The organism is Rhodovulum steppense (genome assembly GCF_004339675.1).
GTDB lineage: Bacteria > Pseudomonadota > Alphaproteobacteria > Rhodobacterales > Rhodobacteraceae > Rhodovulum > Rhodovulum steppense.
Genome location: NZ_SLVM01000007.1, coordinates 88,855 through 106,384, shown reverse-complemented (window position 1 = coordinate 106,384; position 17,530 = coordinate 88,855). Strand labels below are relative to the sequence as shown.

At 65.8% G+C, this 17,530-nt stretch carries 14 protein-coding genes and 1 pseudogene; 7 read left to right on the top strand and 8 right to left on the bottom strand.

Features of this window, described 5'->3' with window-relative positions:
- Positions 1–38 precede the first annotated feature (38 nt).
- The 8 genes and pseudogenes from EV216_RS06335 to EV216_RS18630 all read right to left on the bottom strand — a co-directional run.
- A complete protein-coding gene (locus tag EV216_RS06335) occupies positions 39–839 on the bottom strand; it encodes an ABC transporter permease (protein WP_165899168.1) in 801 nt (266 codons plus the stop codon).
- Complete coding sequence (locus EV216_RS06330) at positions 836–1,846, bottom strand: SDR family NAD(P)-dependent oxidoreductase (protein WP_132694210.1); 1,011 nt, start codon at positions 1,844–1,846, stop codon at positions 836–838. The genes EV216_RS06335 and EV216_RS06330 overlap by 4 nt, the downstream gene beginning before the upstream one ends.
- Before the next feature lie 3 nt (positions 1,847–1,849).
- Positions 1,850–3,823, bottom strand: a complete 1,974-nt coding sequence (locus EV216_RS06325) for a glycosyltransferase (RefSeq protein ID WP_132694209.1) — start codon at positions 3,821–3,823, stop codon at positions 1,850–1,852.
- Complete coding sequence (locus EV216_RS06320) at positions 3,823–5,994, bottom strand: hypothetical protein (RefSeq protein ID WP_132694208.1); 2,172 nt, start codon at positions 5,992–5,994, stop codon at positions 3,823–3,825. Before EV216_RS06320 ends, EV216_RS06325 begins: the two co-directional genes overlap by 1 nt.
- A 30-nt stretch (positions 5,995–6,024) precedes the next feature.
- Positions 6,025–7,344, bottom strand: coding sequence for a nucleotide sugar dehydrogenase (locus EV216_RS06315; protein WP_132694207.1), 1,320 nt, complete (start codon positions 7,342–7,344; stop codon positions 6,025–6,027).
- 2 nt (positions 7,345–7,346) lie between these two features.
- Entirely contained in the window at positions 7,347–9,230 is a 1,884-nt protein-coding gene (locus tag EV216_RS06310) for a tetratricopeptide repeat protein (protein WP_132694206.1), read from the bottom strand.
- 1 nt (position 9,231) lies between these two features.
- Positions 9,232–10,515, bottom strand: a complete 1,284-nt coding sequence (locus tag EV216_RS06305) for a polysaccharide biosynthesis/export family protein (protein WP_165899167.1) — start codon at positions 10,513–10,515, stop codon at positions 9,232–9,234.
- Between the two features lie 166 nt (positions 10,516–10,681).
- Positions 10,682–10,897, bottom strand: a pseudogene (locus EV216_RS18630) (IS5/IS1182 family transposase); the annotation flags it as partial.
- Positions 10,898–11,450: 553 nt separating this feature from the next.
- Between EV216_RS18630 and EV216_RS18925 the strand changes: the two are divergent.
- The 7 genes from EV216_RS18925 (at position 11,451) to EV216_RS06265 (ending at position 17,518) form a co-directional block, all read left to right on the top strand.
- A complete protein-coding gene (locus tag EV216_RS18925) occupies positions 11,451–12,023 on the top strand; it encodes an enoyl-CoA hydratase-related protein (protein ID WP_132694204.1) in 573 nt (190 codons plus the stop codon).
- A gap of 277 nt (positions 12,024–12,300) precedes the next feature.
- Positions 12,301–12,636 (top strand): STAS domain-containing protein, encoded by a 336-nt coding sequence (locus EV216_RS06290; RefSeq protein WP_132694203.1) that lies wholly within the window; start codon positions 12,301–12,303, stop codon positions 12,634–12,636.
- The gene (locus EV216_RS06285) at positions 12,633–13,001 is read left to right on the top strand and encodes a response regulator (RefSeq protein ID WP_132694202.1); all 369 of its coding nucleotides are present in this window, start codon (positions 12,633–12,635) and stop codon (positions 12,999–13,001) included. The genes EV216_RS06290 and EV216_RS06285 overlap by 4 nt, the downstream gene beginning before the upstream one ends.
- Positions 12,998–14,932, top strand: a complete 1,935-nt coding sequence (locus EV216_RS06280; RefSeq protein ID WP_132694201.1) for a chemotaxis protein CheA — start codon at positions 12,998–13,000, stop codon at positions 14,930–14,932. Before EV216_RS06285 ends, EV216_RS06280 begins: the two co-directional genes overlap by 4 nt.
- Positions 14,932–15,402: a chemotaxis protein CheW gene (locus EV216_RS06275; protein ID WP_132694200.1), complete on the top strand. Its 471-nt coding sequence runs from the start codon at positions 14,932–14,934 to the stop codon at positions 15,400–15,402. The genes EV216_RS06280 and EV216_RS06275 overlap by 1 nt, the downstream gene beginning before the upstream one ends.
- Before the next feature lie 2 nt (positions 15,403–15,404).
- On the top strand, positions 15,405–17,045 hold the full coding sequence (locus EV216_RS06270) for a methyl-accepting chemotaxis protein (RefSeq protein ID WP_132694199.1): 1,641 nt from the start codon (positions 15,405–15,407) through the stop codon (positions 17,043–17,045).
- Entirely contained in the window at positions 17,042–17,518 is a 477-nt protein-coding gene (locus EV216_RS06265) for a chemotaxis protein CheW (RefSeq protein ID WP_132694198.1), read from the top strand. Before EV216_RS06270 ends, EV216_RS06265 begins: the two co-directional genes overlap by 4 nt.
- The last annotated feature ends 12 nt before the right edge of the window (positions 17,519–17,530 follow it).

Genomic DNA, 17,530 nt, shown 5'->3' with positions numbered 1-17,530 from the left:
GGTCCCGGGGCGCACGATGCCGACCTTGTCGAGAAGGATCACAGCCGATACCTCGAAAGCCCCCGCCTCAGCAGGAGTATCTCCGCCGGGAAGGACAGCACATAGGGGATCAACGCGGCGACGAGGACCATCCGCGGATCCGAGATCGGCGAGCTGAACCCGAGGAAATACCCTTCGCGCAAGATCTCGGTAGCGTGGAACAGCGGGCTCCACCAGAGGATGTCGCGCACCGTCCCGGTAAGTTCGTTGGCGGTGTAGAAGATGCCCGAGATCCAGAAGGTCGGCCTGAGCAGGATCGGAACGGCACGGCTGACCGCATCGCTCATCAGCCCCAGGATCGCGATCAACCGTCCCAGCCCGACCCCGAGCATCCATGCCCCGCCCATCCCCAGCACGACCTTCGCAGGGTTTGCCGGTGGCTCTGCGCCGAAGATCAGGATGACGGCCCCGAAGATCACGACCATCATGACGAACATGTTCATCAGTTCGAACAGCGCCGAAGCTGTCAGAAGATCGGCGGGCCGGACGCCGCGGATCACGCGCAGATTTCGGTTCGAGATTGCGCTCCGCGTCATGGTGGTCAGCGTCTGGCGGAACATGATGTAGGGCAGGATGCCGGTCGCCACGAAGATCTCGGCCCCCGCATGGATCGGCGGCACCCGCCCGGTCAGGTTGAAGATCATCACGACGAAGGCCACCCAGCTTGCCGGGATGACATAAGCCCAGAGGAGACCGAACGCGCCACCCGCAAAGCGTGTCTTTCTCTCGCGCCGGACCAGGGTGGCAACGCGGACAGGCCAGGCCGGCAGATGGCCACCGGCTTTCAGGGCATGGCTCACCCGTAATGCTCCCGGTACCAGGAGACGAATTCGCGTATGCCCACCTTCACCGGCGTGTTCGGGCGGAACCCGGTAAGGTGAAACAGCAGATCCGAACTTGCCCATGTCGCGGGCACGTCACCCTTCTGCATCTCCATCATGTTCCTGTCGATGCGCATGCCCAGAGCGTTTTCGATCTCCTCGATGAAATCAAGCAGACGAACGCTGTCGCCATTACCGATATTCACCACCCGGAAGGGGGCGGCAGGGCTGAGGCTGTCCCATTCGGGGATGTCGGCAGGATCGGCCGACTCTGCCGGCGGGGTATCGATCAGATGCCGGATTGCCCGTACGAGATCGCCGACATAGGTGAAGTCGCGGGCCATGTTCCCATGGTTGTAGACGTCGATCGGCTCACCCGCGAGGGCAGCCCTGACGAACTTGAACAGCGCAAGGTCGGGGCGCCCCCAGGGGCCGTAGACCGTGAAGAAGCGGAACATAGTGGTCGGGATCTTCCACAGATGCGCATAGGCATGGGCCATGCTCTCGTTGGCCTTCTTCGTCGCGGCATAGAGCGTGAGCGGCGTGTCGATGCGCTGGTGCTCGGTGAAGGGCATCTCTGTATTGGCGCCATAGACCGACGAGGTCGAGGCCATCAGCAGGTGGCCCACGGCGATCTCGCGGGCAGCCTCCATCACGTTGAAGGTGCCCACAAGGTTCGTGTCGATATAGGCGCGGGGATTCTCGAGACTGTAGCGCACGCCCGCCTGTGCCGCGAGATGCACTATCGCATCGGGCTCGGCCTCGCGGATCGTCCGAAGGATCAGGTCCGCGTCTTCCAGCCGGCCCTCGATCGCGTCGAAATGCGGATTCTGCATCAGCATCGAGTGGCGCCGCCGCTTGAGCGCCACGTCGTAATAGTCGGTCATGCCGTCCAGGCCGGTGACAGCGAACCCCTCGGCCAGCAGTTCCCTTGCCAGGTGAAACCCAATGAATCCGGCAGAGCCGGTGACGAAGATCCTGCGCATCAGCTAGAGGCTCCGGTGGGAATTGAAGAGTTCGACCGTCTGGTGCAGCACGTTGTCCAGACGGAAGCGTGATGCAGCGCGCTCCGCGCCCATGCGGCCCATCGCGCGCAGCCTTGCCCGATCGGCCAGCAGCGCATCGAGCATGGCGGCGACATCGGCTGCATGAACGGTCTCGGCACTCGGCAAAAGAATGCCGGTTTCGCCATCGAGAACTATCTCGCCGGTGCCGCCTGCGGGGGTGGCCAGAACCGGCACACCGCAGGACTGCGCTTCGATGACCACGTTCGGCAATCCCTCGGTCCGGGCCAGATGCATCAGAAGGTCGGCACGCGCGAGGTAGAAGCCCACATTCCTGCGTATACCGGTCAGGAAGATCCTGTCCTGCATGCCCAGATCGGCGATCAGGTCTGCGCATGGCTCCCATTCGACACCGTCACCGAGCAGGACGAAGCGCATGTCCGGCCGTTGACGGGCATGGGCAGCGGCGGCCTCGATCCAGAGCCGGGGGCGCTTGTTCAGGTCGAAGCGGAATACACCCAGAACCGTCGCCGTGCAGCCAGGTGAACGGGCCTCGATCCCGGACCAGAGGGCGTGGTCGTCGGCTTCGCCATCGGGCGTGATGCTCTCGACCGCGTTGGGGATGACCCTGATCGTGCCATGAGCAAAGCCGAGCCAGTCCTCGTAATCGCGGGCGGCGACCGCACTGTTGGCCGACAAGGCCACATGCGGGAGCTCTGCCAGCGCCTTGTAGAGGGTCGGCATTTCCGAACGCAACCGTTCGGGTCGCCGGTTCGGCGGGAGCCCGCGGAAACTCGCGACGATGCGCGGCGTACCGGCGATCAACGCGGCAAAGGCGGCCGCCAGCACTCCACCGTCCTGCCAGAGATAAACGACCTCGGGGCGCGTCGTCCGGAAATAGGCCAGAAGCCGCAATGTTGTTTCCCGAAGATCCGGACGCAGCATCTGCAGCAGTCGCCCCATCCCGTCGGAGACCGTGTCCAGGCCGTCGGAATAGCCTTGGGCAGATTCGTTCAGGATGGTGGTTTCGACCCCGGCCGCCCAGAGCACGGGCAGGAAGAATCCGCCATTCCCGTCTTGATCCGTATGGCGCACGCAGACCCGCACCGGACCGCGCAGTGCATGCGCACCCACAGCCAGACCTGCGCGCTGTCTTTCATGAAGGGCGATTGCGATCCGGGTCATCTGACGTTCTGCTCCGCCCGGCCCCAATTGGCCGGTATAGAACACGACACCTTCGATCCCGTCGGTCTGGCGAACCGGGCGAAGGTCTCGGACGGCCAGTTCCACAATCCGCCGTACCACGTCATCCGTCTCGGTTTCCCGAGCGGCGATCGCACCGCGTCGCTGGCGGTGGATCTCGCCCAGCAGAGCGCGCACGCTATTGCGCGCGCGCTCTGCATTGTCCAGCGCGGTCAGCACTCGCAATGCCTCATGCGGCAGATTGCGCTTCTGGAGGATGCGGGCATAGCGTACCTTCAGTTCGTCATTGGCCACGGGTCCGTCCATGGCCTGCCGCATGAAGTCGTCCATCTCGGCGTAAAGCCGCAACTCGTCCAGGCCAAGCAGCATGGCACATGCAGCCTGTGGGTCGCGGTCGCTTTCGCGGCAGAGATCGTGCAGCAGGGTCAGCCCTGCCTTGGTCTCTCTCTGGCGCCGATACCAGCGCATCAGCAATCTTATCGGCGTCACGGCTTGCGGGAACAACCGCTGCACGTCGGCCCAGAATTCCAGCATGCCCTCACGAGCCCTCAGATTCTCGACGAGGGCTGCATAGGCAATGATGAATCCTTCATGCGGGCGTGCCGATTCCAGATGTGGAGTCAGCAGGTCCAGCGCTGCGCGGGCGTCCTGCGGGGTAAGACCGCGCGCGGCGAGATTCTCAGCCAGAACCAGAATCTCGGCCGATGGCGGCAGCGCGGTATCGTCGTTAGGAATGACTCGAGAAATCAGGCGCATCAGGACATGACGGCCTTTTGCAGGCAGCGGTCCAGCTCGGCGCGCGCAAGCGCATCGTCAGGATCCGCTTCCAGCGTCTGGCGCCAAAACTCCGCGGCTTCGGCATGGCGGCGGAGCCGGACAAGATGGCGCCCGGCAATCCGCGTCAGCCGCGGGTCCGGCCCCATCAGCGTGATTGCGCGGCCGATGTCGTCCATCAGGCTGTCGCCGCCCCGATCAAGACGCTCCCTCAGCCTGGAAACGATCCGCGCGCGGAGCCCGTCCAGCTTCGCCAACGCCCTTTCCCGCAACTCGGGATCATCGCAGGCCAGCAGACAGAGCGCCCAGGCATCGAGCGGGTCTTCACAGAACCTGGCGGCATTCAAGGCCTGTCGTGGCACCTGGGCCATGCGCTGCGCGGCCTCGACGGCATGCGGATGGTCGGGCGCGCAGAGTCTTGCCAGCCGCTCGGCATGGTGCATCACCCGGTCAGTCTGCCGCAGGTTCGCGGCGGCCCGCATCGCAAGAAGTGCGGGTTCAGGCGCCTCGGGCAGGGCTTGCGCCGCGCGTTCGGCGGCGGGCAATGCTTCCTCGTAGCGCCTTGCCAGCAAAGCGACCCGGGCCAGCGCAAGAAACAGTTCGGGAACGATGTCGGCCAGATCGGCATGGTCCGCAGCAAGCGTGATCAGCCCGTCCAGATCCTTGGTGCGGGCCAGAGCCTCGGTTCTTCGAAGCAACGGGCCCCTGAGGCGCTCGGCCGTCTCGGCGGTTGTTTCCTTTGGCAGTCCCGCCGCTGCGGCGAGTTGCAGTTGACGGGCCATGCTTGCGGAATCGTTCTCGTCCGCAAGCATGGTCAGCAGCGTCCGGGCAAGGGCTCGGGCCGCGGGCGAGGTTAGCGCGTCGGCCTGCGCCCCGGGGTGTTCGCGCAGCAACAATTCCAGGGCGTCGCGGGGCCGCCCCTTGGCGCAAACAATCTCGGCCGCCTGCAAGGCTTCGCGGCAAGGCGGCAGGGTCAGGTCGCCGATCCGGTTGTCGTCGAGTTGTAGCCGCAGCGCGAAGGACAGGCCATCGCAGGCGACGGGCACGGTCTTGCGAAGCACGCGCAGTGGGGCAATGGCATCCGCCGCGGCGCAGAGTGCCGCGATCCGGGACAGCCGGTCGACAGGGATCGCGGCAAGGTCGAAGGCGTCCAGCAATGAAGCGGCCTGGTCGTGATCCCCGATTGCCAGCGCATGCGACACGCGGCAGAGTAGCAATTCCTGCCAGCCGGGGCGCAGATGCGCCGCCCAGGACAGCGAGGCGCCAAGACCCTCGATCGTCCCGGCCTCAAGGCGGCATTGGGCATGATCGACAACCAGTGTCTCGTCGTCATGCCGCCGCACGCCTGCGCGGATCAGAGCCTCGCCAAGGCCCGCCGTCATCAGCAGATCGGCCACCCGGTGCGAGAAGTCCTCGGTATAATGGGCAAGGCTTTCGCTGTCGCATTCGATCGCCTCGGCCTGTCCCCACTCATCCATCGCCGCGGTCGGGTTGAACACCCGGGCGCCCAGTTCCAGGGCCACGGACTCGACCATGGCGATCAACGCCGTGCGCGACGCGATCCACCCGCCATCGGCGCGCCGGGCGTCCACATGGGTGACGAACATCACCTCGGGCAGCGCCTGCAGAAGCCAGGTCATGTCGCGACGCAGGGTTTCGGGCGTTGTCCGCTCTGCCCGCACCAGACGCAGCGTATCGCACTCCTCGATACGCTCGGGACGATCCGACCAAACCTCACGAAGGAATGCATCGATCCTGTCTTGGTCCGCATCATGGGCGAGCTTCCAGAACCGCACTGCGCGGGCGTGGTCCGACAAGAAGTCGCGGAAGACGGCGCGCAGGTAGTTCGCCTGGACCATCCAGGGGCCGATCCGAGTCAACTTGGCCGAACATATCTCGATCACATAGGCATCCGAGATGTCATGCCGCGCCGCGAGGGCGTCGACGCGCTCTGCCGTTGCCGCGAGGAAGCGCCAAACCGCTTCGGGCGGCTCGATCTCGCCGCGCATGAACCGCACCTGCTGCACGGCTTCGGCCGAGGAATGGGTAAAGCCGAAGCTGCGCTCCCGATTCAACCGATAGCCATAGATGCCGGACCCGATACGCAGCGGCGTCGCGATGCGGCAGGATCCTATCGGTGTGACGCGAAACATGGGGTCTTCCGCTCTTGTGTGGTCTGCAGTCTAGAGAGACCAGTAGTCGACACCAGCGGGCAAGGTTCTCCCGCGGAAGGCACCCCGGATGTCGGCGAATATTCCGTCCGGCTTCACCCGTCCGGGGAACGCGGGATCCTCAAGATAGGCCTTGTGATCGGCAGCTACCACCAGAAGGTCAAGATCGTGCATCTCGTTGGGGTCGGTCAGTGACAACCCTGACGCTTCGACGGCATCGGGTGCACAGACTGCATCGCTGACCATCACGCTCAGGCCGAACCCGCCAAGCGCCGTGACCAGTTCGATGGCCTTGGAATTCCTCAGGTCCGGCACATCCGCCTTGAAGGACAGGCCGAACAGACCGACGCGCGCGGCGCGCACGGCCCCGCCGCGCAACACCAACCGACGGATCAGAGCGGTCGCGACCTGATTGACCATGGAATCGTTGAGGCGGCGCCCGGCCAGAATGACCTCGGGATGATGCCCGAGCTCTTCGGCAAGCGCGGCGATGTAGTAGGGATCGACCCCGATGCAATGCCCCCCGACAAGGCCCGGGCGGAACGGCGCGAAGTTCCACTTGGTCGCCGCAGCGTCGATCACCTCGTTGGCCGATATCCCGATCCGCTGGCAGATGACTGAAAGCTCGTTCATGAGCGCGATGTTGACGTCGCGCTGGGTGTTTTCCATCACCTTGGCGGCCTCGGCCACGCGGATCGACGAGCACCGGAATACGCCCGCATCGATCACACGTCCATAAAGCGACGCGACCCGGTCGAGCGCTGCGGGCGTGTCGGCCGACACCACCTTGACGATGGTTTCCAGCCGGTTCACCTGATCGCCCGGATTGATCCGTTCGGGACTGTAACCGAGGTTGAAATCGTACCCTGCGCGCAGATCGGAACCGGCCTCGAGGATGGGACCGCAAATGTCCTCGGTCACGCCAGGATAGACCGTTGATTCGAAGATGACGAGGTCGCCCTTGCCGAGATGGGGGGCGATGGTCCGGCACGCGGATTCGAGGGGGGTTAGATCCGGGCGCTTGTCGGGCCGGATCGGCGTCGGCACCGCGACGATATATATGCTTGCCGAGGCCAGAATGGCCGGGTCTACGCTGAAGACAAGATTACTGGCAGCAAGGCGCTCATGCCCGATCTCGCCGGTATCGTCCACGCCGTCGTTCAGCCGCGCGACGCGCTGGCCGGACAGGTCGAAGCCGACGACCCGGCTGAAGACCTCGCCCAGACGCACTGCCAGCGGAAGCCCGACATATCCCAAGCCTACAACGGCGATGGTGTCGGCTTCAATCCGGGTACTGACCCTTTGATCCGCAGAAACATTTTCAATTCTCATGGTTACCGATCCAACTGATTGATCTGGGCTTGCCGGGGCTGCACCCCTCCGCCGGCGACATGCATTATGCGGCTCCAGAAGCCACCTGTTCCGCGCATCGCCTCCGGATGGTCCAGAAGGAACCGGCCGAGACCGGCGACATAGGCATCGAGCCAACGCGCAACGAAGAGCGGCTCGATCTCGCCGGGCGCGGGCGACGGCATCGGGTCAAGCCGGAACGAAGCCCGTCCCTGCTCGAAGGTGATGCACGGAAACAGGGTCGGTGTGCCGATGCGCCATGCAAGCCGCGCGGCGAAATCCGACAGGCGGATCGGCCTGTCGAACAGCAGGCGCTCGGTCTGCCCGGGTGCGCCAGCACCATCGATCGCGATGGCGACGGGCCTGTTTTCGCGCAGGGCCCGCAGAATTTTGCGCCCGACGGCCGCCGTATCGTTGGTCGAGGTCGAGATGAGACTGTCGGTCATGCCCGGCTGGCCAAGATCCGGCAGCGAGGCGACATAGGCGAAGGGCAACCCGGTCTTGCTGAGAACCAGAGGCCCGGAAAAAAGAAGACCGACATGCGCCGACGTCACAAGGGCACCCTTTCCCTGTGCCAGCGCCTTGTCCAGAATCCTGCGCGCCTCCGGTTCGGGCTCAACCAGATCGTAAAGCTCGTCGACCCTTTCGGGACGGGCCTGTGCCCAGTCGAGGATCAGGCCATCTATCCGGGCAAGCTGGCGCGCGTGCCGCTTCCAGTCCGTTTCGGGCCGCACGCCGCGCTCCTCCAACGCCCGCTCTAGCCATGCCATGCGCTCGGCGGGGATTGCGGCTGGATCGTCGCTGGCCAGGATTCGTGCAACCCCATCGGCCAGATCGCCCTGCAGGCTCTGCGCCCTCAACGACAGTCCCGCCATGTGAAGCGCGCGCGCTTCGTCAGCTTGCCCGCTCCGTTCGTAAAGACCGACAAGTCGGCGACGCAGGGCTGTGTTATCGGGAGTTTCGTCCAGAACGGCCCGCAGGATCGCCATGGCCTCGGCGATCCGCCCCGCCTGTTCCAACGCCTGCCCCTTGCGAATCCGCATAGAGGTGTTCAACCGCGCCTCCGGCACCCGCTCATAGGCCGCAACCGCCTGGTCCGCGCGATCGAGCGACAGAAGCAGCCTGGCTTCGGTGTCGATGGTACGCAGATCGTCCGGATCGAAGGCCGCAGCGCGCTGTAGTTCTGCCAATGCAGCTTCTTCCGCGCCACCGCGGCGCAGCAATGCGTCGGCTCGCAGGGCGGCGGTGCGCTCGTCTTGCGCCAGGGCGGGGTTTAGCTCGATCATTGCCAGCACTTCGTCGGCCAGTCCGTTGCGCAGCAGCACCGCGCCCGCCGTCAGCAGATGCGACACATTCTCGATGGGCGCGATCGCAACGCCCCGCGCGGCCTGAAGCGCACCGGAGGTCTGCCCCAGGCGAAGGCAGGCCCGCAAGGCAAGATACCAGAAGCGCGCCGACAGGCCGGGCAGATCGGCTGACATCGTCGCAAAAACCGCAACGTCGCGGTCCCGGCCGGCCCCAGATAGAGCGCTCAGAATACGTTCGCGCATCGCCTCGGGACCATTCGGCGCAAGCTCGGAGACCGCGTCCAGAGCGGTGACAACCTCGCTGACGGATAGCGGCCCGGCGTCCGAGATCGCACGCGACAGAGCTTGCAGCCAGAACCGTTCCTCGATCGGGCCATGCCGCAGCACGCCAGCAAGCATCGCCGCGGCCCGGGCAGGCTCACGCGGACCCAATGCGTGGGCCTCACGCACCAGGTCGAACACCGTCAGCGTGCCATTCTGCAATGCCGGACCTATCCTTTCGACAAGCGACTGTTCGGGCACATCCGCGAGGGGAAAGGGGGCTGTTGTCGGCTCGGACATCTCAGTCTCTCACGTTCGCTGCGACCGAAGTGATCGTTGCAGGGGAAAGTTGCTTCAAGACACGGCTCCAGCGCGTGACGGGCTGCTCCGACACGAAGATCAGATCGCCCGGGCGAAGTTCCATCCGTGTCGCGAGCACCAGGTTCACGATGTTGCCGGCATCGAGGTGATAGATCGCCACCCCGCCGTTGCGCCCATAGCTGCGCAGAACGTAAATCGCAGCCATGTTTCCAGTCTCCAGCGGGACACCGCCCTTGTCGAGAGCGACATCCGAGAGGAACAACTGCCGATCGAAGGGCATCTGTATGCTGCGCGGGCTTCGGGCCTCGCCCACGAGGTAGACGGTATCGCGGGCCACGGCATCCAGCGCGTCGAGTTGGGAAAAGCGTGCCCTCAGCTCCTCGGAGCTCTCGCCCGGATCCACGACCACACTGTCGCCGTCCCGCAACACCACGCGTGACAGCATGGCCAGATCGTCGCCCCGATAGGCATGACTGCGGCCGACGCGATGCAACGTCACTGTCGCGGAACTCCGGACCTCGGCCCGCAGACCGCCGCGCGCCGCCAGCGCCTTGTCCAGAGTCATGGGCACCTGGGTCAGGGGCACCAGCCCCGGCGCGGCCACGGCGCCGTCGACAGGAACGGTGCGCGCATTGAACTCGACAATCTCGATCCGATAGGACGGGTCGGTCTGCCGATTGCGCAGCAATTTCTTGAGCGCGGTGTCGGCCTCAGCGATCGAAAGTCCCCCGATAGAAAGCGCGCCGAGGCGTGAAAGGTCTATCGTGCCGTCATCCCGCACCCGGAATTCGCCCGAGGCACCCTGATCAGCACCGGGCTCGCCGGTTGCAAGCCTGGTCGGAACAATCGAGATCACATCCCCGGGCCCGATCCGGTACTCGGTGACACCCGGCTCCGGAGGCAGGCCGCCGGTCCCTGCCACGCCCCGGAGGGGGCCACGGAACGCAGCTGGCAAGGGGCGTGGAGAATAGGAAACGCCATTCGCAGCCTGGATGGCCGCAGGCGTGAGTTCGATCACATCGAACGGGATCTGGGCAGAGCTATCATCCCGAATGGTCGGCGTCTTGTAGATCGTACCACAAGCCGAGAGTCCGAGGGCCAGCAGAAGGCCGACGACCGCCGGAAATGGCCAGCCTTTTCCCCGGGAATAATCGTTCCCTTGGACACGCGCATTGCAGATGAAGGAGAGAACCAAGCAGTACGCCTCGTACTTGAAATGAATAAACTTTCCCGACGGAAAATACAAACTAACAGCATAGATCAACCCAGACGGGTTGCTTCGAGGCCGCGACACATTGTCCAGCCCGGCGTCGCTGACGAACAAATCGGATGTTGGCCGGACGTCCCCTTCCCAGCGTTGATGACGTGACCGCCCACCGACGGCATCGATGTGCCAAGGTGGGTCTGCAATGCTCCACAAAGGAGGACGGTCACGTCATCAGAGCCCTGCAGGCGAGGTTTTTCATCCCGATTCTGGCTACGCGCGGATCAGTCCGATGGCGCACCAGCGTCTCCTCCATGTCGCTGGTTTGCGCAGCGAAGACGTGCTCGACCCGGGCGCGCACGGCGGACCTGGTCGGGTTGCTGGACTTGCCTCGTTCCATTAGCGGCTTGCCGCGCTTGCCCTTGCGGTGGATGCGGCGCTTGGCCTGCGGCACAGCCGCAAGGTCCAGAACGAACCGGGAATCGCGCGGCCACTTGAAGATCAGGTTGGCGTTCACCGCGCAGGGCCGCGCTTCCTGGGCCACCGAAACGCACGGTTCAGTTGTCTGGAAACAGATCGACTGAACCGCTTCTCTTCATCCGTCCACAGCCGCTTCGTCTGCCGCATCACGCCATCACTACGGGCTCACTTCGGGGTGCCTGAGCCGCGGACCAAGAGCGCTTTGATCGGGCGGGTTCCCATGGCGCCCAAGACGGAAAAATGCACTCGCCGTGAAACCCCTCGGGGCAGGAAGCATCCTCGGGGCAAGGGGGTCGATCCTGGGTACGGAATCTCGGTCAGCGACGGGGCCTGATCTGTCATCGGCACCCCCGTCAGGCAGTCCCGACTGGAGGGGCTGCTCGGGATCGACCTTATCACCGTGTCAAACGACGCGTACAACTCAAAGCTGACTAACACGTTGCTGAAAAACCCTGCCTTCGACGTCGGATGCAGGACGTGACTCACCGTCATGGGCAGGACGAGGGGATCTCTGGATGCGCGGGACGGACGAGACGAGCGGGTCGCTCTTCAGCTATGTCGACCTTGAGGAGCGCATTCCCGCGCGTCACCCGCTGCGCAAGATCCGGCGGGTCGTCAATGATGCCTTGGACTTGGTCAGCATGGACGCCGAGTTCGCCCGGCTCTACGCCGCCGACGGCCGCCCCTCGATCGCGCCCGAGCGGCTGCTGCGCGCCAGCCTGATCCAGATCCTGTTCTCGATCCCCGATGCGGGCGGCACCTACTGGTTGCCGCGGCAGGTGGGGTTTTCGCGCGCGATGGGGGCGGCGCTGTTCGCCGAGCCCGTGCCCGCGCGCCAGGCCGCCGATTGGGGCATGATCTGGGAGGCGGTGCCCGAAGCGGGGTTCGAGGCCCATTGGCGGACCCGCGCGGCGCAATTGGCCAGGGGACCGACGGTGGCCTATGCCAAGCTGAAGGCGGCGATCCGCGCCTCCTATGCCAACGACCTGGAGGCGCAGCTTCAGGGCGCTTGCGGGGCGACGCGGGATTTCAAGGAGGGCGTTCTGGCCTTCCTGGAAAAGCGGCCGCCCCGGTTCGAGGGACGCTGAGACAGGCGCAGGCAATCGGGACAGATGCGCCCCCTCAGCGCCCGGTTCGCGCCTTGGGGATCACGAAATGACCCTGCGCGTGCCATGCAATCCCTGAAATTTTAGCCGATCCCACGACTTGCGTCCCGTCGGGGCGCGGGTCCGCGTCGCGTGCCGCAAGGTGGTGCGGCCGGGCCGTTCGATCAAATCGGCTGCGTTTTCCCCGCGGAGAAAATCCTATCTTAGGGCTTCGTTAATTCGCATTCCATACACACCTTTGCATTCGAAAGGGGGTTGCATGTCCTCAGAACTGATCGGCGATCTTTCCGGCGTGGACCTGGCCCGCGCGGACGAGATTGCCCCGCGCCTGTCCGCCGGGATCGTTGCGGGCGGCGATTATCACATCGACACCTCGGACTGGACCCATTGCGATCTGACGGGGATCGCCACGCTGCTTTCGGCGCTGGCGACCGCCACGCAGCGCGGTGCGGCGCTGGCCGTCACGATGCCCTCGGGCGGGCTTGTCGCGCAACGGATGCAGGCCTGCGGGATCGACCCGGACCGGCATCTGCAGATGGAAGGGGGCCGCGCCAACGGCCTTGCCCCCAAACGAACCAAGGAAGCTGATGCATGACCAAGACCGTCCTTATCGTCGACGACTCGCCCTCTGTCCGGCAGATGGTGCGCAAGACGCTCGCGGGCGCGGGCTATCAGGTGATCGAGGCCGACGATGGCGAACAGGCTTTGGCCGAGCTTGACCGGGCGCGGCCCGACGCGATCCTGACCGACCAGAACATGCCGCGGATGGATGGGCTGAGCTTCATCCGCAGCTACCGCACCCGCCCGGCGTCGCGCGGGGTGCCCATCGTTTTCCTGTCGACCGAAACCCGCGACGACCTGCGCCAGGAGGCCAAGGCCGCGGGTGCGTTGGGCTGGATGACCAAGCCCTTCGATCAGGCGCAACTCCTGACCGTGGTGAAACGGATGGTGGGGGCATGACCGGGGACGAGGATGCCGATGCGGTCTTTCTGGCCGAGGCGGCGGATCTGCAGGCCGCCATCGAACGCAACCTGCTGAACCTTGACGATGCACCGGATGACCGTGGCCTGATCGACGCGCTGTTTCGCGACCTGCACACGCTCAAGGGGTCGGGCGCGATGTTCGGCCATGCCGAGCTGGCGCATTTCCTGCACGGATTCGAAACCGCCTTCGAGGCATTGCGCGCGCCGGGCGGCCGGGCGGGCGCGGCGCTGATCCGCGTCGCGCTGACCGCCTGCGACCAGATCGGCGCGCTGCTGGCCGATCCGGTCGCGGCAAGCCCCGGCAACGGGCCGATCCTGGAGGCGCTGGCCGCCGCGCTGGGCGGGCAGGACGCCGCCGGATCGCCCTCGGGCGAGGGGTGGCGCATCGTCTTCGGCCTGGGTCCCGATGCGCTGGGGCTGGGGCTGAACCTGCCCGCGCTTCTTGAGGAATTGCAGGCACTTGCGCCGGGCCGGGTGCAGGTGGACTGCGATCTGTCCGAATTGCCGCCGCTTGATGCGCTGAACCCTCAGGCGCCGCCGATCCGCTGGACCGTGCTGATCGGGGCGCCGGTTGCGCGCGAGGCGGTCGACGAGGTGTTCCTATTCCTTCAGGACCAGTTGCGCCTGAGCATCGAACCGCTTGGGGACGCACCGGCGCCAGTGGCCGAGGAGGCACCCGACACCGCCCGCGCCACCCCCGAAAAGCGGGCCGCCGGGCCGGGCGATCACGCCACGATGCGCGTGGCGACCCAGCGGCTGGACGAGATCATGGACCGCGTGGGCGAACTGGTGATCGCGGAATCGCGGCTGCACGACCTGTCGCAATCGCTGCGCGATCCCACGCTGATGGCGGTTGCCGAGGATATCCGCCGCCTTGCCTCGGGCATGCGCGAAACCACGATGTCGATCCGCATGGTGCCGATCGGGAACCTGTTCGGCCGTTTTCGTCGGCTGGTGCATGACCTGTCCCAGCAACTGGGCAAGCCCATCGAGTTCGTCTCGACCGGCGGCGAGACCGAGCTGGACAAGACCGTGATCGAGGTGCTGACCGATCCGCTGGTGCATATCCTGCGCAACGCCGCCGATCACGGGCTGGAAACGGCCGAGGACCGCGTCGCGGCAGGCAAGCCGCGCATGGGCACGGTCTCGCTGACCGCGACCCATGCCGGGGCCGAGGTGCATATCCGCATCCATGACGACGGGCGCGGGCTGAACGACGAGCGGCTGCGCGCCCGCGCCATCGAGCGCGAGTTGCTGCCGCCGGGCTCGACCGTCGCTGGCCCCGATCTTTACCGGCTGATCTTCGAGCCGGGCTTCTCGACCGCGGCCACCGTGACCGAGCTTTCGGGCCGGGGCGTGGGCATGGACGTGGTGCGCAGCGCGATCCAGGGGCTGCGCGGGCAGATCGACGTGGACAGCGAGCCCGGCCATGGCACCACCGTCACGCTGCGCCTGCCGCTGACGCTGGCCATTGCCGACGGGCTGCTGGTCGAGGTGGGGGGAGAGCGCTATTCGATCCCGGTTTCGGCGGTCGAGGAATGCGTGGAACTGCCGCCCGACTTGCTTGCCAGCGAAGGCCGTTCGAACTTCCTCGATATTCGCGGCGAACTGGTGCCCTTCCTGCGGCTGGCCGATGTGTTCCAGGCGCCCGGGCCACGGTCGCAGTTCCAGAAGGTGGTGATCGTTTCCGGCACCAATGGCCGGGTGGGTCTGGTGGTGGACCGGATCGTGTCGAACGCCCAGACCGTCATCAAGCAGCTTTCGCGCGTCCATGCCGGGCTCAAGGCGTTTTCAGGCGCGACGATCCTGGGCGACGGCAAGGTCGCGCTGATCCTCGATATCGGGCACCTGATCTCGTTGGGCCGGAGGCTCGAGGATCGGGTGCGCATTCTGGAAGGAGCCGCCTGATGCAGGTCGTGACCCTGACCCTGTCGGGCGAAACGCTGGCCGTTCCGACCCGCATGCTGCACGAGATCCTCGAACCCGTTCCGGTGACCCGGGTGCCGCGTGCCGGGCGTTTCGCCTCGGGGCTGATCAATGTGCGCGGCGCGGTGATCCCGCTGACCGATCTGCGTGTCGCGCTTGGCATGGCTCAGGCGGCGCAGGATGAGCATACCCGGATCCTGGTGCTGGACGTGCCCGTGGCGGGCGAGGCGACCACGGTCGCGGTGATCGCCGACCGGGTGCTCGACGTGACCGAGATCGACGATGCCGCCATGGGCGACATCCCCGAGGTGGGCATGAAATGGCCGCCCGAATTCCTGTCCGGCATCGCCCGCACCGATGCCGGTTTCGTCATCCTGCCGGATCTCGAGCGGATCTATGCCGCTTCGCTCGCCAATTCCACCGGCACCCCCCAGTTCGAGAAGGACCTCTGAAAATGCGCCTCACGATCAAAATCAAACTCGCCGCCGCCTTCGCGGTGCTCGTCGCGATGTCGGCGGTGGGGGTCGGCCTGCTGCTGGTGGACCTGTCGAACCTGAACGGCCGCCTGAGCGGACTGGTCGACAACGAGGCCAAGCGTGTCGAACTGACCCAGACGATCACCGCCGAACAATTGCGCGTGCAGCGCAACGTGCGGGAATACCTGCTGTCGGAGGATGCCGCGGTGGAGCAGGAGATCCTGACGGCTCTGACCAATGGCCGCGATTCCCATGGCCGATATGTCGACGAGATTCGCACGCTGGCAACCGCCGAGGGGCGCGCCGATGTTGACGCCTATCTGGGCCTTTACGGCACGATGAGCAGCATTTCGGGACGCGCGCTGGAGCTGGATGCCGCTGGCCAGACGCAGGAGGCCTACCGGCTTCTGGCCGGAGAGGGGCAGCAGACCTGGCGGCAGATGGAGTCGATCCTGGACGGCATGTTGCAGCGCAACCTCTCGATGATGGACGAGGCCGTCGCGGCGGCGCGGGGCGAATACGAGAACGCCCGCATGCTGGCGCTGACACTTCTGGCCGTGGCGACGATTCTAGGCACCGGCATCGCGACCTGGATCCTGATCTCGATCAGCCGCGGGCTGAACCGTGCCAATGTGCTGGCCCGCGCGGTGGCCGATGGCGACCTGACCCAGACCGCCGAGGCGCGCGGCAATGACGAGATCACCGATCTGCTGAGCGCGCTGAACCGGATGGCGGAAAAACTGCGCTCGGTCGTGACCGAGGTGAACGGCGCCGCGCGCAATGTCTCGTCGGGGGCCGAACAGATGGCCTCGACCTCGGAAGAACTGAGCCAGGGCGCGACCGAACAGGCATCCTCGACCGAAGAGGCCTCGGCCTCGATGGAGCAGATGGCCGCCAATATCGAGAAGAACGCCGAGAACGCCAACGAGACCGAGAAGACCGCGCGCAAGGCAGCCGGCGATGCCCGCGAGAGCGGCGCGGCGGTCCGCCAGGCGGTCGAGGCGATGCAGACCATCGCCGAAAAGATCATGGTGGTGCAGGAGATCGCCCGCCAGACCGACCTGCTGGCGCTGAACGCCGCGGTCGAGGCCGCGCGGGCGGGCGAACATGGCCGCGGCTTCGCGGTCGTGGCCTCCGAGGTTCGCAAGCTGGCCGAACGCAGCCAGAGTGCCGCGGGCGAGATCTCGTCGCTCTCGGCCAGCACGGTCAAGTCGGCCGAGATGGCGGGCGAGATGCTGTCCAGCCTCGTGCCCGATATCGAGCGGACCTCGCAGCTAGTCACAGAGATCTCGCGCTCGAACCAGGAACAGGCAACCGGCGCGAGCCAAGTGAACATGGCAATCCAGCAACTCGACAAGGTCGCGCAGGAGAACACCTCGGCCTCCGAGGAGCTTTCGGCCACGGCCGAGGAATTGGCCAGCCAGGCCGAACAGCTGCAATCCGCGATCGGCTATTTCCGGGTGACCGATGCCAAGGCACCGGCCCGCGTCGCCGCACCCGCCCGCAAGGCGCCCGCGAAGAAGGCGCAGCCGATGGGTTTCGATTTCGATCTGGGCAAGGATGGCGACGAGCTGGACGCGCAGTTCATGCGCGACTGGAAGAAAGAGAGCGCCGCATGACCGGGATCGGCCAGGTCGTGACCCTGGGCGTCGGGGAGGAACGCTTCGCCGTCCCCGTCGGCCGGGTGCAGGAAATCCTCGACCGGCGGCGGATCACGCGCATCCCCAACGCGCCCGCGCATGTCATGGGCGTGATCGACGTGCGCGGCGCGGGCGTTTCGGTCGTGGATCTGCGCGCGGTCCTGGGCCTGCCGCGCGCGGAAGATGACGACGCGACGCGCATCGTCGTGCTCTGGATCGAGACCGGCGAGCGGCGCGCGCAGGTCGCGCTGCGCACCGACCGGGTGTTCGAGGTCGCGGCCTTCGACAATGACCGCGTTGAGCCGGTGCCCGAGGCGGACCTTCTGCACTGGGATCACCGTCTGGTCCGGGGCATCGGTCGGCGCGACGGCGAATTCGTCACGCTGCTGGATCTTGAGCGGCTGTTTCTGGCCTACCCGGCCGCGGCGCCCGGCAGTCCGGCCGCGGCCTGAGCCGAAGGAGGT

Bases quoted from the DNA above. Each gene is read 5' to 3' on its own strand.
- EV216_RS06280 (WP_132694201.1), top strand. From the start codon at position 12,998: ATGACCGGGGACGAGGATGCCGATGCGGTCTTTCTGGCCGAGGCGGCG.
- EV216_RS06275 (WP_132694200.1), top strand. From the start codon at position 14,932: ATGCAGGTCGTGACCCTGACCCTGTCGGGCGAAACGCTGGCCGTTCCG.
- EV216_RS06265 (WP_132694198.1), top strand. From the start codon at position 17,042: ATGACCGGGATCGGCCAGGTCGTGACCCTGGGCGTCGGGGAGGAACGC.
- EV216_RS06315 (WP_132694207.1), bottom strand. From the start codon at position 7,344: ATGAGAATTGAAAATGTTTCTGCGGATCAAAGGGTCAGTACCCGGATT.
- EV216_RS18925 (WP_132694204.1), top strand. From the start codon at position 11,451: ATGCGCGGGACGGACGAGACGAGCGGGTCGCTCTTCAGCTATGTCGAC.
- EV216_RS06320 (WP_132694208.1), bottom strand. From the start codon at position 5,994: ATGTTTCGCGTCACACCGATAGGATCCTGCCGCATCGCGACGCCGCTG.
- EV216_RS06310 (WP_132694206.1), bottom strand. From the start codon at position 9,230: ATGTCCGAGCCGACAACAGCCCCCTTTCCCCTCGCGGATGTGCCCGAA.
- EV216_RS06290 (WP_132694203.1), top strand. From the start codon at position 12,301: ATGTCCTCAGAACTGATCGGCGATCTTTCCGGCGTGGACCTGGCCCGC.
- EV216_RS06325 (WP_132694209.1), bottom strand. From the start codon at position 3,823: ATGCGCCTGATTTCTCGAGTCATTCCTAACGACGATACCGCGCTGCCG.
- EV216_RS06330 (WP_132694210.1), bottom strand. From the start codon at position 1,846: ATGCGCAGGATCTTCGTCACCGGCTCTGCCGGATTCATTGGGTTTCAC.
- EV216_RS06270 (WP_132694199.1), top strand. From the start codon at position 15,405: ATGCGCCTCACGATCAAAATCAAACTCGCCGCCGCCTTCGCGGTGCTC.
- EV216_RS06285 (WP_132694202.1), top strand. From the start codon at position 12,633: ATGACCAAGACCGTCCTTATCGTCGACGACTCGCCCTCTGTCCGGCAG.